This window comes from Olivibacter domesticus, assembly GCF_900109575.1.
Taxonomy (GTDB): domain Bacteria; phylum Bacteroidota; class Bacteroidia; order Sphingobacteriales; family Sphingobacteriaceae; genus Olivibacter; species Olivibacter domesticus.
The window spans coordinates 2,259,606-2,275,225 of the sequence record NZ_FOAF01000001.1 but is presented as its reverse complement, the minus strand read 5'-3'; the positions used below and the strand labels follow the sequence as shown (position 1 = coordinate 2,275,225).

Genomic DNA, 15,620 nt, shown 5'->3' with positions numbered 1-15,620 from the left:
TACTGGGCATGTAGATCTGTTTTTCCTTACTTCCTTAAAATCTTTTCCATCGTCTTTCCCTTTGCCAATTCATCGACCAATTTATCTAAATAGCGAATCTTTTGCATGAGTTTGTCTTCGATTTCTTCCACGCGATATCCGCATATTACACCAGTAATTTTTGAGACATTTGGGTTAATTTGGGGTGCTTGAGCGAAGAACGTTTCAAAATCAATTTTATTAACAAGTTGTTCTTGGAAAGTTTGTTCATCATACCCTGTAAGCCAAAATATTATTTTATCTACTTCTGCTTTTGTACGACCTTTTTTCTCCGCTTTTTGTATATAGTGCGGATACACGCTAGCAAAAGACATTTTGTAAACTCTCGTATTATCCATTTTTTATTGTTTATCAACGTTAATTCCTTCGAGTCGGCCGCATTGAGCGTGGCCATCAAATTCGTCAACTTTTGGAATTTCTGTTTACTTCAAGGCTTTCATTTGAATTACTTTGCGTATTTTAATACTACACCACCTGTTGTAAGCGGTTGTGTTGAAATGAGTTTTAAATTTTTGGAAGAAATTCCCTGTCGAAAAAGCGGTCTTCCACCACCCAAAATTATAGGCGCAATTCCAATACGGTATTCGTCAAATAGATTGTCGTTTACAAACGTTTCCGAAAGATTTGCACTACCGAATACATAGATATCTCCACCATCTTGCTCTTTAAGCTTCATAATTTCGGCAGAAGCGTTTTCCTTAATTAACGTAGTGTTATTCCAATCAGCCGATTTTAATGTTTTAGAAAAAACAAGTTTGGGTATTTTGTTCATTAGCTCGGCAATTTCTCCTTTTGCTGTTGTCCAATGAGCTGCCATACCTTCATACGTTACACGTCCAAAAACAAGATAGTCTGCTGAATGTAATTGTTCAATGCTTAACCTTTCAAGTTCTGATCCCCAAACAGCATTATGGAAGGCTAAGTCCCAATTTTGATTACCTTCAAAGTAACCGTCAAGGGTAATAAGGTTCCACATAATAAACTTTCTCATATTCTTTCTCTTATAATTAGATGCAATTATGTCCGATTGTTGTTGTTTAACATGGTTACTAATACCCAAACTTAGTTAAATTAGCTTTTTTTGCAAGTGCTCATTTTTGGCATTCAGGTTTCCGTGATCAACACCTCTCCCTAATGTTTAAGCCATTCTATAAAAGAATTCATCGGAAATTGTCGTAGACAATTGTCGTAGATTTCTAAAGAAAAGAAGAACCGAAATCATCTCGGGCGAAACTGCTGCTCGAGTACTATTCGAGCTTTGGTCTGTTTTACTGGATACCTGCGCATTATCTGATAAATACCAGCTCCGATAGTTCTTCGACTGTTCTCCCAGTGTTCTTCGACAGCGCTTCGACAAATAGGGGGAGATCTGTCGAAGCGCTGTCGAAGACTTGTCGAAGGAGCCTCGAACAAGTGTCGGAGCAGGTACGCTGTTGGTATAGAAAAAAATCGCAAAGAGTAAAATAAGAAGGTATCTGTCATTTCTGGACTAGCTTAATAACAAAATGTTGTATAATTTGTTGATGATCTTGGATTTATTATCTTCATAAGATATTTCTTGATCCTATTATGAAGCATCTTAGACTTTTCCTATTTTTTAATGTGCTAATACTTGGTAGTTCCGCACAGAGTCGATATCCTGCACATACTGCTTTTACACGTTCGGCCGGTTTGCAATTAGGCACACCTGGAATAGGCTTTGAAATGGGACTGCCGTTAAAAGACGATCTTAATGTACGCGTGCAGGCAAATTATTTTCCTGAGATAAGAAAACATTATAAAGGGTTAATTTATCAGCCACAAAGGGCAAATGCCGGTTTGAATATCGATTGGCAACCATTATTTGGCGAGAATAGCTGGTGGGCACGCAAATGGTTTATTTCTGCCGGAATGTATTATTTTATGAAGCATGAAGTGAATACTTTCATCGAATCCAGGGTAGAAGGTTATCCACGTGAACAATTCTATCATGCTGAACTAAGTAAAGTCCGCCCTTATATAGGAATGGGATTAGCAAAAATGGCCATTGCTGAGCGTCTTTTTATTAATCTAAATGGGGGGCTCTTTATCCCAACAAAAAAGACGAAGGTTTTTAAATCTAATGCAGAAGAATATGACCCCGTCTATGTAGCTAAAATGGAGCAGCAAGAACACCATAATTATAATCGACCATGGGCACATTTTTTGACTTCCTTAAATATTCAAGTAGGCATCTTTTATGACCTCGCTTATCGTTTTAATACCTATACCTGGGAGCCGAAAGAATTTATGAAAAAAAGGAAAAAGAAAAAAACTGAAAAGGAGAAAGCTGCTTTTTCAAGATGATAAGCTAGGATAGCTGCTACCAACAAATCCAAGTATAAAGCCTCTTTTTAGCAGGTTAAAATGCTATAATAAGATGCAAATTTCATATATATTCAATATTTATTTAACATCTAACTTGGCCCTATTAAAGCTAACCGAAAGTGAGTTTGTTTACTCACTTCCATTTATATGTTAATAAATATGGTCAATTATCCTAAAAAATTTAGAGTACGTAGCTTCTTTTTATCTGCTTTACAGGGCATTGCATTCATGATAGCGTTTGTGCCAAGTATTGGTCGAACCAATGGCCTCAAAGGACATGCAATACTGTATCAGCAGCAATCTAAGCTAGTGGGAATAGTAAAAGATGCAGAAGGTGTGCCTATTGCTGGCGCTAGCGTTTCAATAAAAGGCACCAAATTAGGAACTTCTACCAATACTGCTGGCCAGTTTACGCTAAACCTACCTGCAAATGGAACATTGGTTTTACTTGTTAATCATTTGGGGCATACTTCTAGAGAGATAGCGGTCGCTCCTAATCAAACAAGTATCGAAATATCCTTACAAGAAAGTGCGGAGGCATTGGATGAGGTGGTAGTGATTGGTTATGGTGAAGTAAAGAAGCGCGACCTTACCGGGGCAGTGGTATCTGTTAAAGGAGAGGAGCTGACGAAGGTGCCCGTTACCACACCCATGGAGGCATTGCAGGGCAAGGTACCTGGCGCCGATATTACAAGGAACAACGGATATGCAGGGCAAGGGGCCTCGGTGCAACTCAGGGGAAATCGTTCTATTGCTAATCCGGAAAGTTCCAATAATGTACTTTACATTGTCGATGGTATCCAAGGCGTTGCTGCACAAGATGTCGATCCAAATGATATTCAGTCGATCGAAGTATTAAAGGATGCCTCTTCTACCGCTATTTATGGCTCAAGGGGAGCGAATGGCGTTATCATCATCACCACTAAGAGAGGTAGCGACGAGAAAGCGAAATTGAGTTACAATGCTTATGCGGGTGTATCTCAAGTGGCCGGTTATGGTGAATTTATGACAGGTCAGGAATATGTTGATTTTCGCAGGGAAGCCTACCGTGCTGTGGGTCTATGGAATTCACCTGCGGATGACAACAAAATTCTTAATCCATTGCAGTTAGACGCCTTTCAGAAAGGACAATTCACTAATTGGAGCGATCAGTTACTTCATAATGGGTTTCAGCAAAATCATCAGATTGGTGTAAGTGGCGGTGGAAAGAATACTAAAGTGTATTTTTCGGGCGGTTATTTTCAAGAAAAAGGATTGCTTAAAATGGACGAGTACAAACGTTATTCGGGAAGGTTGAACATCGATCAAACGATCAATAATTGGATGACTGTCGGGTTGCAATCCCAATTTGCGCACATTGATAATGATATCCGAAGAGATCCTCTGAATCAGGCTTCGAAGATTGCTCCAATAGGACTTCCTTATAACGAAAATGGGGAACTAAATATATTCCCACTACAGGGAACTTTAATTAATCCTTTGGCCGATGAGCAGGCAGATGCATATAAACGGAATACGAAATCAAATAGGGCGACGGTTTCCGGATACATCGAATTAAAACCTTTAAAAGACCTCTCTATAAAGTCTACCTTCGGTGCCATATTCTCCACTTCAGAAGCAGGTAATTTTTACGCCAAAAACACAATCGACGGTAAAGGTTCACGTTCGCAGGCTTCCATTACCAATAACCAGGATCGTAACATCAGCTGGGAAAATGTGATTACATATAATAAACAATTTAATGACCATTCTCTACAGTTAACGGGAGTTACCAGTTACTTGTCGTGGACAAATACCAATAGTTTTGCTGGTGGAAATAACCAGCTTTTTCCTTCGCAATATTACTATAATATTGGCGGTGCCAACCAGAATCCATTTTATGGAAGTGGCTATGTAGAAAGTAAATTGCTATCTTTTAGCGGACGGGTTAATTATGGATATAAAGGCAAGTATTTACTTACGTTGACTGGAAGAAATGACGGGTCTTCTAAATTAGCGCAGGGGCATAAATGGGCCTTTTTCCCTTCAGCTGCTGCAGCCTGGCGGATAGTTGATGAGGATTTTATGAAGAACCAACAAACCTTCAGCGATTTAAAATTGCGTGTAGGTTACGGGGTGTCGGGAAATGATGTAATCAGCCCTTATGCTACACAGAATTCCGTACTGGTTCAGAATTTCTCTTTTAATGATGCGAATGCAGCCAATGCCTACGTGATTAATGGTCTGATTGGTAATAATACCTTGAAATGGGAGCTGACAAAAACACTCAATATCGGTTTAGACTTCGGTTTATTTAATAATGTGATCACAGGAAGTATTGACTATTACAATGCGAAAACGGATGATTTAATATTCCCTTATACTTTACCACTTTCTACTGGTGTAACAACTGTCAACCGAAATATCGGAAAAACGCAGAACAAGGGTGTAGAGCTGAGTTTAACCTCGCATAATATCAAGAATAAAACATTCTCGTGGAATACAAATCTGACTTTTGCACGCAACAACGAAAAGATTGTTTCTTTGCCGAATGGCAACGTGATTGCAGATGATTACCGCGAATCGCTTATTGTAGGACAAGCGGCCCAAATCTATTATGATTATAAAAAAATAGGTATATGGCAATTGGGAGAAGAGGAGCAGGCTGCTCAGTATGATGCGGAACCTGGTGATATTAAGATTGCCGATCTTAATAATGATGGAAAAATTGATGCCTTCGATCGGACAATCATCGGTCAGCGTGTGCCGAAATGGACGGCGGGTTTAAGCAATGATTTTAGCTTTAAGGGCTTTGATCTAAATATTATGCTTGTTGCACGCGTTGGTCAGTGGATCAGTTCTGATTACTACGCTAAATATAAACGGAACGGTTTGGAGAACGGTGCCAAAATTGATTATTGGACACCTGAAAATCCTACTAATGAGTATCCACGGCCTAATGCCAACAAAAACTCGAATTATGTAACCACACTTACTGAGCGCGAGGCTTCTTATGTAAAGATCCGAAATATAACATTTGGTTATAAATTTCCATCATCTGCACTCAGCAAATTGAAGTTGCAGAGCTTAAGGGTATATGTATCAGGTAAAAATTTGCACACCTTCAGTAGCTTGAAAGATTTTGATCCAGAGGGTGAAGGGGTGATTGATCAACCCTTAAATCGTTTGTTTGTTTTCGGACTTAACGTAGGATTTTAAGCCATAATGATGCGCACTATAAAATTAAAGATTATGAATAATCATCAAATATTGACATGGAGGAGTAAAGTTTTTTATACCCTCTCTTTTTCCCTTCTCTCTTTTGCTTCCTGCTCGCTGGATGAATACAATCCCGGGGGAGCAACTGTTGAGAGTTTACTAAATACGCCGGAAGGTATTGAGGCGGCCACCAATGGTACATATACATACAATCAAAAGCTATATGGAAAAGAACAGGGCTATGCCCTCTTGGAAATGGGTACTGATATCTGGACGGGCGGTGCGAACAGTGGCAATTCCGGAACGAATGGTATATACCCGCAGCCTACCTTAATGAATTACCAGGGGCTTATCTCGGATAATGTATGGGTTAAATCGAACTTATGGCAACCGTGTTATGCGGGCATTAATTTGGTAAATACTGCTTTAAAAAATATTGGAACAGCAGGAGTAGAAGCTGCCAAAGCGCCTATATTAGAGGCGGAACTTCGATTTATGCGTGCTTGGTATTATTGGCACTTGGTAGAGTCGTTCGGCGATATTCCGTTTACATTGGAGCCTACCGAAAGTATTGTTACCATTGCTAATCGCACACCAGTTGATCAGGTTTATGAACAGATTTTTAGTGATCTTCAATATGCAGTTGACAATGCGCCATCTAATAATACCGACTACGGGAAAATTACGAAGCCTATAGCGGAGGCTTTTAGTGCGCGTGTTTACCTCACAAGAGGGCGGTATGAAGAGGCTTTAACTTATGCCCAACATGTGATGAATAACTATGGTTATAGCTTAATGCCGAATTATGCGGATTTATGGAAAATGGATAACGAAAAGAATGGGGAAATTATTTGGGGATTGAATTATTCTACAAACCTCGAATTTAATGATGGTAGTAATGTAGGTCATTCGATGTACTTGATGGAATATGATACACAACCAGGGATGCTGAGGGATGTAGCTAACGGCTTTCCTAATGTGCGCTATATGCCTACCAAGTTCTTGCTGAACCTTTTTGATGAAACAAAGGATGTACGTTTCAACAGTTCTTTTAAAACCACTTGGTTTTGTAATGAAACGGATGCTGCTAAACGACCTGAGGGGATGGCTTTGGGTGATACTGCGATATTTTGCAGTAAATATGCAATAAGCAGTGAAGCAAGGACAGGGAAGGTCTACAAAATTTATGATATTAACGATGTTTACAGGCCGGATGGAACACCTGCCGATCGGTTTCACTATATTTCACTGAAAAAGTTTGAGGACCCAACGCGCGCATCGGCAGCAGAAACCGAAAGCGCACGCGACGTTTTCCTTATACGTTTGCCGGAGATGTATTTTATTGCTGCCGAAGCTGAAATGCAAAGGGGAAATAATACAGCGGCTGCAGGGTATATCAATACCATCAGAGAGCGGGCGGCCATTAACAGTGCAAATCGGCAGGAGATGGATATTACTGCGTCCATGGTCACATTGGATTTCATTTTAGATGAGCGGGCAAGGGAATTTGCTGGTGAACAACTACGGTGGTTTGATTTAAAACGGACCAATAAATTATTGGAACGTGTTCAGTTACATAATCCCGATGCAAAGTCGTTTATCAAAGATTTTCATATGATCAGGCCTATTCCTCAAAGTGAATTGGACGCTGTAACAAATAAAGATACGTTTAAACAAAATCCTGGTTATTAGCAGGAACTCATTTGATAGAGAGGGTGCCTGAAAAGCCTGTAGTAGTCATTTCGGCACTCTCTTACCTTCTTACTGCCCTTTTTTCATACCTGCGCCAAAACTGATACCATATTTTATTTTTAGGATAGCTTCGATGCGAGGTTCTGTTGTTAAAAAACAGTGCTACCAAAAATAAAATGATTACGCCTGATAATACAGGACTAAGCACATATAAATAACCTAAAGATTTAATTTTTTCTGACCCTATATTGGCGATAAGAGCAGTAGCTCCTCCGGGTGGGTGGAGCGTTTTGGTGATCTGCATCATGACAATTGACAGGGAAACAGAAAGTGCAGAAGATAGCCATACCTCAGAGGGGATCAACTTATTAACAGTTACACCCACGAGTGCACAAATAAGGTGACCACCAATTAGGTTGCGGGGCTGCGCGAGTGGACTATTGATGATGCCGTAAATTAGCACAGACGAGGCACCAAAGGATCCTATAAGGAATAAATTGTCAGTGGATGAAAAATAGCTGCTTTGGAGTAATCCAATAAGGCCAATACCACAAAAAGATCCGATGAATGTCCAAAAATGCTCTCTAGCATCAACAAGTGTTTCTTTGTAAAAAATATATTTTGCTCTTCTTACATGTCTCCGGATTCTTTTCTTCATTAATTGTTTAAAAGAATAGTGAAAATTTTGATTTAGTTAAGAATTAATGATGGCTGGCTTTTCGATGTTTGGACAGAAATCTTAACCGCTTCCTTTTTAGCGAGATGTTAACACTTTTCTGTTGTTCGGTGCTTGTAATTTCCTGAAAGGTCTTGATTATTTTTTGATAGGAAATAATGCCGATAATATGTCGGTTTTCGTGCTCAACTACTGGAATGACATCGATATTTTCTGCCATAAATTTACCAAGAGCAGTACGTAGATTGTCCTGTGGACGAAGGGAGATTGCTTTCCTTTGGATGAGGGAACCAACGGTGCTTTGCTCATCATGATGTGTAGCCAGTAAATTTGAAGTGCTGACAATGCCTACATAAGATTGCTGTTCGTTTACAACTATATAATAACTTGGACTGTCTTGCTGATAGTCAATCCACTCTTTTACTTTCAGCAGTGAGGTGTCTTCTAGCATGTACGTATCACAAGGTTCCATTACTTGCTGAACATTTATCAGGCTAAGCGGATCTGGCTCGTATGTTTCGGGCGTATGCACTCCCCTCCGGCTGATTTTCTCTGTCATAATGGTGTTGCGCATGAAAAGATAGGAGATGGCATACGCTGCCAGACAAGCAGCTAATAAGGGTGTTAGGGCATTAAACTGTCCAGTGGTTTCGAGTGCGAAAAGGATAGAGGTAAGTACTGCTCGAGATGCGCCGGCAAACATTGCTGACATACCGATCAGCGCGGCCAGTCCTAAATCAATCTCAACCGTCGGGAAGAAATAAATAAAAACATGCGCTATTAATATACCTGTGGCTGCACCTATGGTTAATAATGGAGCAAGTGTACCTCCGGAAGTACCACTTCCAAGCGCAATTGCCCAAGAACAAAATTTAAACAGGCATAAGCTTAAGACAGCATAGAATGGCAGTTCTCCACCAAGAAGCGCTGTAATATTTTCATAACCAACACCTATGGTTCTTGGAGCAAAATAGCCAATTATTCCGACTGCTAAACCGCCAATAGCGGGCCACCACATCCAGTGTATGGGTAGATGTTCAAATAGGTCTTCTACCGCATAAACAGCTTTTGTAATGCCTATAGCTATGAAACCAATAATGATACCTAATAGACTATAATAAAAAGTAGCCATATTTGTTGGTGTGGAAATGACATGCTCCGTATAGAAAACGGGATGTGAACTGAATAGGAGATGGTGCCCTCCCGCTCCGGTGATACAGGCAAGTGACACTGCTATAATAGCTCTGGGCGAGAATTCAAAAAGCAATAATTCTATTGCCAAAAAGATAGCTGCAATGGGTGTACCAAAGATAGCTGTCATGCCGGCTACGGCTCCCGATGCAAGTAATATTTTTCGTTCTGTGTTGGTTATATGTAATAACTGTCCAAGGGTAGAACCCAGCGCGCCACCAGTAGCAATAATCGGACCCTCTGCCCCAAATGGTCCGCCAGTTCCAATGGCGATTGCAGAAGATAGGGGTTTGAGGTAGGTGATGGACGGTTTTATTTTGCTTTGATTGGTTAGAATCTGTTCCATGGCCTCTGGAATGCCGTGCCCTCGGATTGCCTTTGAACCGTATAGCGCCATGATGCCAACAATGACACCTCCCAAAGCTGGGATAGCAATTACCCATAAACCTAACTCGTTGGTGGCAGGTGAATGTTCATGTATGGATAGGGTGCCAAAAAAGGATAAATTGGTCACTACACTGATGAGATAGACCAATAATTTAGCTATAAAGCTAATGCATACAGCTATTAAGATTGCATAGGTAGAAATTAACAATACGCGCTGATAGTTTTTATGATGCGAAGGGCGAGTGGCGGCTGAACTAAAACTATCATCAAGCGATATAGATATGGGGATGGGCGATTTATTAATAGACATCGATTCTTTATTTTTTTGCAAAAATATGATTTATATCATGTTTTTTTATATTTATTTTGTAATTGTTATACGATGCTGAAGATTGTAGCTTTGTTGCCTAAGAATTTATTATGGAGGTGAAACAGAATGAACGTGACTTTTATGATTGTTTTATTGATAAATTAGCTTCTAAAGCTGGTTTAGATAAGATTGATAGGGAAAAACAAACGCAAACGTTTAGAAAGGGGGCGGTTATATTTAGGGAGGGGGAAGCAACAAAAGGTATCTATTTTTTGTTAGCCGGATGCGTAAAAATCCATAAAGAGTGGGGCAAGGATAAGGAATTAATACTGCAATTTAATAAATCGGGAGATATCTTTGGCTACAGGGGGATGGGAGATGAAACGATTTATCCTATTACAGCAACAGTATTAGTTGAAAGCACAATAGCATTTATAAGTTTAGCATTCTTTAATAAGTTATTGCTGGAAGACCATACATTAACCTTGCACTTTTTGAAGTTTCATTTAAATGAACTGCGTATTGCTGAAAAAAGAATGCGTGATTTGGCACTGATGGATGTTAAAGGTAGAATTGCCGACACGTTATTAATGTTGCAGAGTCGCTTTGGCGTGGAGGAGGATGGTTTTATACGTATGAAGTTGAAAAGACTGGATCTGGCCTATTATGCTGGAACAACCTACGAAACTTTTTTTAGGACGATCGTAGACTTATCAAAAGAGGGGGCGATTCTTACTGAGGGTAAAAATTTTAAAATAATTAACTTCCAGCTGCTTGAAAGTTATTGCCGTATTTAATGGCTTACATGACAGGTCTAAAATCTGCTAGGGTGGCGTCGCATGTCGGACAATGATATTCTTTCAATAATTGAAAAGAAGTACCTTCCGGAATCGCCTGCTGAGGGTCTCCATATAAGGGATTATATTGTGTAAGACAGTATTTACATGCATATATTTCGACAGAATTATTTTCATTTTCCCTAACTTCTTTTTCATTTTGGTCCTCTTTTTCCGGAAGATCGCTGTGCATATCATAATAAAAATGACATAGATGAATGAGAAGGCTACTAAGGTCTTGTATATCGGTGGCGCTTCCATAATGAATAAATTGCTTTGAATTGGGGTTGAAATTATGGGTGTGCATTACCTGGTATAAGGTTACTCCATCTGTTGTTTTTTCTTTTTGAATGACAATGGATCCAAAAAGGCCAGTTTGTTTAGTCGTTTTAATGGCAAAACAAAGTTTTGATGTTCGTAAATCGGCTTCTTCAAATGCTTTTACCAATTTCCATTTCAAGTCTAAAGCCTCCTCGCAACGATCTTCTAATTGCCAGTTTAATTCGTTGGAAGCGTGGCGTACATTCATGCGGTATTTATTGAGCAGCGTACTCCAGTGGATACGATCTGCCGGAAGGATGTTCTTTATCAGAAGCGATTTCCAAGGGGTGGTGTACAACTGACCTATACGACGCTCTATACAGAGAGAGCAGAGCGCTATTAAAAACTCAATGGGGAAGCTTTCTTTCCTTCGATAAATGCCTAACCAGAGTTTTTGTTCACTATAGGTGTTGATCCCTTCGTAAAAGGGTAACTGAAAATCCGTATGTAGCAGCTGCTGCAAAAAAGGCTGGGTATTAAAATTGGCTTTGCGTGTTAATTTCTCTACCAGCAGATGTCCGTCGGCATCCGATTTATTATAGAATAAGTGGTGTTCGGATAAGATGATAAATTCTATTGATCGGCTGAATTCTGCTATGTCGCCTGAATAAATGAGCGATGGCCAGTGGAACATCCGATTCGTTTTTGGAAACCTGACATATAAGTACCAATGATTATTGATATCAGATGAAATAAAATTCAGATTACCGGTAAAAAAAGGTATAAGATTTTGTTCCCGGTCTACTATATTAATTTTTAAACGAGGGGCATAATTGAATGAGTAGATAATGTCTTTGTATACGCCCTCACTTAACCAACTATAAGGCGCGAATACCTCGTCGGTTACATAGGAGCTCATGATATTGGGGTAATCGTCTGCATTCACTTCCATTGTATTGTTGCCAATATGGAGTTGAAGCTGACGTATTTGAGCGTCGGATGCCTCCAGTAACAGGTGTTGGCGATGTCCAAAACTTAGTTCTGTTATTTCCAATGCATGCGCAAGTTTAAGCACTTGGAGTAGATTACCGGCAGAAATGATACCTCCAGGTAAGTTGATTTTTACTATGTGGTGCTGCTTATTTTTCATCTCTATTTGATTAAGCTGAAACGATAGATTGATCTATGTTCTCCAATAAGATGCGCTTGATCTCCGATTTACAGGAGCCGCAACCGGAGCCCGCTCCGGTTGCGGAACAGAGCGCTGTTAGATCGTCGTGTCCTTCTTTTATTTTTTGAAGTAAATTTCCAGCACCTACGTTACTACAGCTGCATACCAATTTGCCTATTACCGGTTCAGCGCTTTGTCCGCTTCGAAGAAGTTTTAGTCTTTTTTCACCTAATTCCAGTTTTTTTTCAATGAGTTCTTTATATTCCAAAAATTCGGATTTGTCGCCCACCAAAATAGTTCCAACCAAACGGTCCTGGTAGATGACACATTTCTTATAATAACGTTTGGCTTTGTCGGTAAACGTTATTTCCTCGTAGCCTGCCTGCCCACTTGGAGCTGCAGGTAAACCGATGCTACATAGGTCAAATCCATGTATTTTGATGATATTCATAAATGTACTTCCCTGGTATCTGCTAGCGATATCTCCATTTAAATAATTCGCTACTACAGTCGCTTGCTGTTCGGCTGCTGCGGTAATACCATAAAGGATATCTTGATGTTCAGCAATTTCACCTATTGCAAAAATAGCAGGATCATCTGTTTGCATATGGTCGTTCACAGTTATCCCGCGTTTGTAAACTAGGTTGCAATCTTTGGCTAATTCAATATTAGGGGTCGTTCCGATAGCAAATATCAGTGCATTGCACTCGATTTTCTTTCCATTCTTAAGCCCTATTCCAGTGAGGTATTTACTGCCGTAATAAAGCTGTATTTCTTCATCATAGTAAATATCGCAGCCCTGCTCGGTCATCTCTTCATGTAATAACTGGCTGCCTAACGTATCGAGCTGTCTGTTGAGAAAGCGGGATACCCGTTGAATAATAGTGATGCGCGTACCCATAGTTCGTAAGGAGGCTGCCATCTCCAGGCCTAGCAAACCTCCTCCAACAATCACTACGTGGCCGTCTATTGGCGTATAGCTTTTAAATTGATCAGCATCTGTACGACTCCGCATCGTAAAGATGCCTTCAAGCAAGGGTACGCCTTTCGGAAGTGTTGGCCTACTTCCGGTAGCCATAACTAAAATATCATAACTTGTTTTTAGGCCGCGGTTATCCGTTACTTTTTTCGCTTTGCGGTCAATTAACGTAACCGCCAGTCCTTTATGTAAAGTGATATTAAAATCCTTTTCTTCCTCTTCGGGCATTTTTATAAGCTGTTCCCAGCTTTGTTCGCCACATATATAATCGGGTAGCATTACCCTATTATAAAAAGGAAAATTTTCCTTACTGAAAATAATGATTTCATCATCCTGGTTTTTCTCACGGTACGTTTTAACAAAACCATATGCTCCGGCACCTGCGCCAATTATTACGATACGTTGTTTGGGTTTTTTAAACTTCTCTATTTGGACGGCGCAAAATTTAAAATCAGGTTCTTTCGAAATGGGATCTAATAATTTGTTCGTAAGATTGTTGACCCTGTTTAAGTCGCTTCCTGAAATTTTGCCCCAATGCATCGGTAGGAATACAACACCTGGCTTAATAGCCCTATCGATTTTACAAGGCACAGTAACTTCTCCCCGGCGAGAACGTACGATAACGATGTCATCTTCTCTTAAACCTAAGGGCTTGGCATCTATTGGATGAACGGTCAGGTAAGCCCTTGGAATATGTTGGTTTAGTTTGTTTACCTTGCTTGTTTTGCTGCGGGTATGCCATTGATCTCGAATACGTCCGGTAGTGAGGATATAGGGATATTGATCGTCTGGTTGTTCACTGTTAAAATTAGCTGTAACGGTATGAATGCGTGCCTTTTTATCAGGCGTATGGAAGGCATGATCTGTAAACAGACGTGGCGTAGATTGTTGGTTTTTATAAGGCCATTGTATGCTTCTGCTCTCTTGAATAAGACGGTAATTTAGCTGACTTATATCAATATTGGTACCCTTGGTAAGTTGCGCATGCTCCAGGTAAATGGCTTCAGTATTTGGGAAATCGAAGCCCTTGAAATGCATTTTTTTGGCAAATCTACAGAAGATTTCTTGGTCTGCTAAAGCTTCTCCGGGAGCTATATTCCCCTTTGGCAGGTAGCTGATGCGTCTTTCGGAATTCGTCATAGTACCTTCTTTTTCACTCCAGGCAGCAGCAGGGAGGACGACATCTGCATAAGGTAATGTTTCCGCTTTGTTGCTTATTTCCTGTACGACTACAAATTTTGCTTTTTTCAGTGCTTCTTCTGCCTTGCGAACATCCGGTAGACTTATCAATGGATTTGTACAAGCAATCCAGATAGCCTTCAGCCGTCCGTCGGCTAATGCATCAAACATTTCGGTAGCCGTTAAGCCCGGCTTACTCCCGATCTCCTTACCTCCCCAAAAAACTTGTACTTCCTGTCTGTGTGCCGAATTGCCTAAATCGCGATGTGCAGGAAGCAGGTTGGCAAGACCTCCAACTTCACGGCCTCCCATTGCATTTGGTTGTCCGGTAAGCGAAAGTGGTCCTGAACCCGGTTTGCCAATCTTACCGGTGATTAAGTGTAAGTTTAAAAGACTTAGGTTTTTGTTAACTCCTACAGCGCTCTGATTCAATCCCATCGTCCACATGCTCAAAAAGCCGTTTGATTGTGCAATATAGTTTGCTGCGAGCTGGATCTGCGATTCGCTCAATCCGCAGATTAGCGCCGCTTCATGGACGGATTGTTGTGCGAGCATCCTTTTAAAAGCGTCAAAACCCGTAGCGTGTAATTGTATAAAGGAGGCATCTATTTGGCCATTTTCTATCAATATCTTGGCTATAGCATGAAAAAGGGTGATATCAGTGCCTGGGTTTAACTGTAGATGTAAGTCTGCTATGGCACAACTGTCTGTTACACGAGGGTCTATCACGATAATTTTTACAGACGGATTTGCCGCTTTGTGTTGTTCCACCCTCCGCCAAATGATGGGGTGGCACCAGGCGGGATTGGCACCTGCGACAAAAATACAATCAGAAAGCTCGATGTCATCGTAACAAACGGGCACCGTGTCTTCACCAAGCGCCATTTTATAGGCTGCTACGGCGCTACTCATACACAAGCGGGAGTTGGTATCGATATTGTTGGTGCCAATAAATCCTTTAACTAGCTTGTTTAATACATAATATTCTTCTGTAAGGCATTGCCCTGAAGCATAAAAAGCAACGCTGTCCGGTCCATATTTTTCTATAAAAGTGCTGAACACTGCTGCCGCCCGCTCGAGCGCCGTATTCCAATCGACCCGCAACAAGGGTAGGTGTTTTCCGTAACGCATTTGGGGGAAAAGCAAACGATCACTTTGATCGTTTACGGTATGATGTAAGTTCATGCCCTTACTGCATAGAAGCCCTCTATTGGAAGGATGACTTTCATCTCCTTTAATATTGATTAAACCGTTAAACTGTTTCTCAATAATAACACCACAACCAACACCACAATAACAACAAGTGCTTTTTAGTTGAGTAGTCGATTTATCATTGCTTTCTTTCATGGTATTTA

At 40.4% G+C, this 15,620-nt stretch carries 10 protein-coding genes; 4 read left to right on the top strand and 6 right to left on the bottom strand.

The features are described from left to right. Nucleotides 1-26 precede the first annotated feature (26 nt). Together BMY50_RS09920 and BMY50_RS09915 are read right to left on the bottom strand one after the other, a co-directional pair. Nucleotides 27-377, bottom strand: a complete 351-nt coding sequence (locus BMY50_RS09920) for a DUF2200 domain-containing protein (RefSeq protein WP_093323003.1) — start codon at nt 375-377, stop codon at nt 27-29. Nucleotides 378-484: 107 nt separating this feature from the next. Beyond that, nucleotides 485-1,030: a dihydrofolate reductase family protein gene (locus tag BMY50_RS09915; RefSeq protein ID WP_093323000.1), complete on the bottom strand. Its 546-nt coding sequence runs from the start codon at nt 1,028-1,030 to the stop codon at nt 485-487. Between the two features lie 578 nt (nt 1,031-1,608). Between BMY50_RS09915 and BMY50_RS09910 the strand changes: the two genes are divergently transcribed. The 3 genes from BMY50_RS09910 to BMY50_RS09900 all read left to right on the top strand — a co-directional run bounded on the left by BMY50_RS09910 (nt 1,609) and on the right by BMY50_RS09900 (nt 7,275). Then, nucleotides 1,609-2,364 (top strand): hypothetical protein, encoded by a 756-nt coding sequence (locus BMY50_RS09910; RefSeq protein ID WP_093322998.1) that lies wholly within the window; start codon nt 1,609-1,611, stop codon nt 2,362-2,364. Between the two features lie 180 nt (nt 2,365-2,544). Then, nucleotides 2,545-5,583, top strand: coding sequence for a SusC/RagA family TonB-linked outer membrane protein (locus BMY50_RS09905; protein WP_238383710.1), 3,039 nt, complete (start codon nt 2,545-2,547; stop codon nt 5,581-5,583). Between the two features lie 33 nt (nt 5,584-5,616). After that, nucleotides 5,617-7,275, top strand: coding sequence for a RagB/SusD family nutrient uptake outer membrane protein (locus BMY50_RS09900; RefSeq protein WP_093323783.1), 1,659 nt, complete (start codon nt 5,617-5,619; stop codon nt 7,273-7,275). A gap of 61 nt (nt 7,276-7,336) precedes the next feature. On the opposite strand, the gene BMY50_RS09895 is transcribed toward BMY50_RS09900, so the two are convergent. Both BMY50_RS09895 and BMY50_RS09890 read right to left on the bottom strand, forming a co-directional pair. Further along, nucleotides 7,337-7,933 (bottom strand): HPP family protein, encoded by a 597-nt coding sequence (locus BMY50_RS09895; RefSeq protein WP_093322995.1) that lies wholly within the window; start codon nt 7,931-7,933, stop codon nt 7,337-7,339. Between the two features lie 43 nt (nt 7,934-7,976). Beyond that, complete coding sequence (locus BMY50_RS09890) at nt 7,977-9,839, bottom strand: chloride channel protein (protein ID WP_093322993.1); 1,863 nt, start codon at nt 9,837-9,839, stop codon at nt 7,977-7,979. Between the two features lie 110 nt (nt 9,840-9,949). Between BMY50_RS09890 and BMY50_RS09885 the strand changes: the two genes are divergently transcribed. Continuing rightward, nucleotides 9,950-10,636 (top strand): Crp/Fnr family transcriptional regulator, encoded by a 687-nt coding sequence (locus BMY50_RS09885; protein ID WP_093322991.1) that lies wholly within the window; start codon nt 9,950-9,952, stop codon nt 10,634-10,636. A gap of 4 nt (nt 10,637-10,640) precedes the next feature. Here BMY50_RS09885 and BMY50_RS09880 read toward each other — a convergent pair whose 3' ends face one another. Further along, nucleotides 10,641-12,086: a rubredoxin gene (locus tag BMY50_RS09880; RefSeq protein WP_238383709.1), complete on the bottom strand. Its 1,446-nt coding sequence runs from the start codon at nt 12,084-12,086 to the stop codon at nt 10,641-10,643. 10 nt (nt 12,087-12,096) lie between these two features. Continuing rightward, a complete protein-coding gene (locus tag BMY50_RS09875; protein ID WP_093322987.1) occupies nt 12,097-15,612 on the bottom strand; it encodes a nitrate reductase in 3,516 nt (1,171 codons plus the stop codon). Nucleotides 15,613-15,620 lie beyond the last annotated feature (8 nt).

What these genes read in the sequence shown, in the direction of transcription:
- BMY50_RS09920 (WP_093323003.1), bottom strand. Translation starts at nt 377, where the DNA reads ATGGATAATACGAGAGTTTACAAAATGTCTTTTGCTAGCGTGTATCCG.
- BMY50_RS09915 (WP_093323000.1), bottom strand. Translation starts at nt 1,030, where the DNA reads ATGAGAAAGTTTATTATGTGGAACCTTATTACCCTTGACGGTTACTTT.
- BMY50_RS09910 (WP_093322998.1), top strand. Translation starts at nt 1,609, where the DNA reads ATGAAGCATCTTAGACTTTTCCTATTTTTTAATGTGCTAATACTTGGT.
- BMY50_RS09905 (WP_238383710.1), top strand. Translation starts at nt 2,545, where the DNA reads ATGGTCAATTATCCTAAAAAATTTAGAGTACGTAGCTTCTTTTTATCT.
- BMY50_RS09900 (WP_093323783.1), top strand. Translation starts at nt 5,617, where the DNA reads ATGAATAATCATCAAATATTGACATGGAGGAGTAAAGTTTTTTATACC.
- BMY50_RS09895 (WP_093322995.1), bottom strand. Translation starts at nt 7,933, where the DNA reads ATGAAGAAAAGAATCCGGAGACATGTAAGAAGAGCAAAATATATTTTT.
- BMY50_RS09890 (WP_093322993.1), bottom strand. Translation starts at nt 9,839, where the DNA reads ATGTCTATTAATAAATCGCCCATCCCCATATCTATATCGCTTGATGAT.
- BMY50_RS09885 (WP_093322991.1), top strand. Translation starts at nt 9,950, where the DNA reads ATGGAGGTGAAACAGAATGAACGTGACTTTTATGATTGTTTTATTGAT.
- BMY50_RS09880 (WP_238383709.1), bottom strand. Translation starts at nt 12,086, where the DNA reads ATGAAAAATAAGCAGCACCACATAGTAAAAATCAACTTACCTGGAGGT.
- BMY50_RS09875 (WP_093322987.1), bottom strand. Translation starts at nt 15,612, where the DNA reads ATGAAAGAAAGCAATGATAAATCGACTACTCAACTAAAAAGCACTTGT.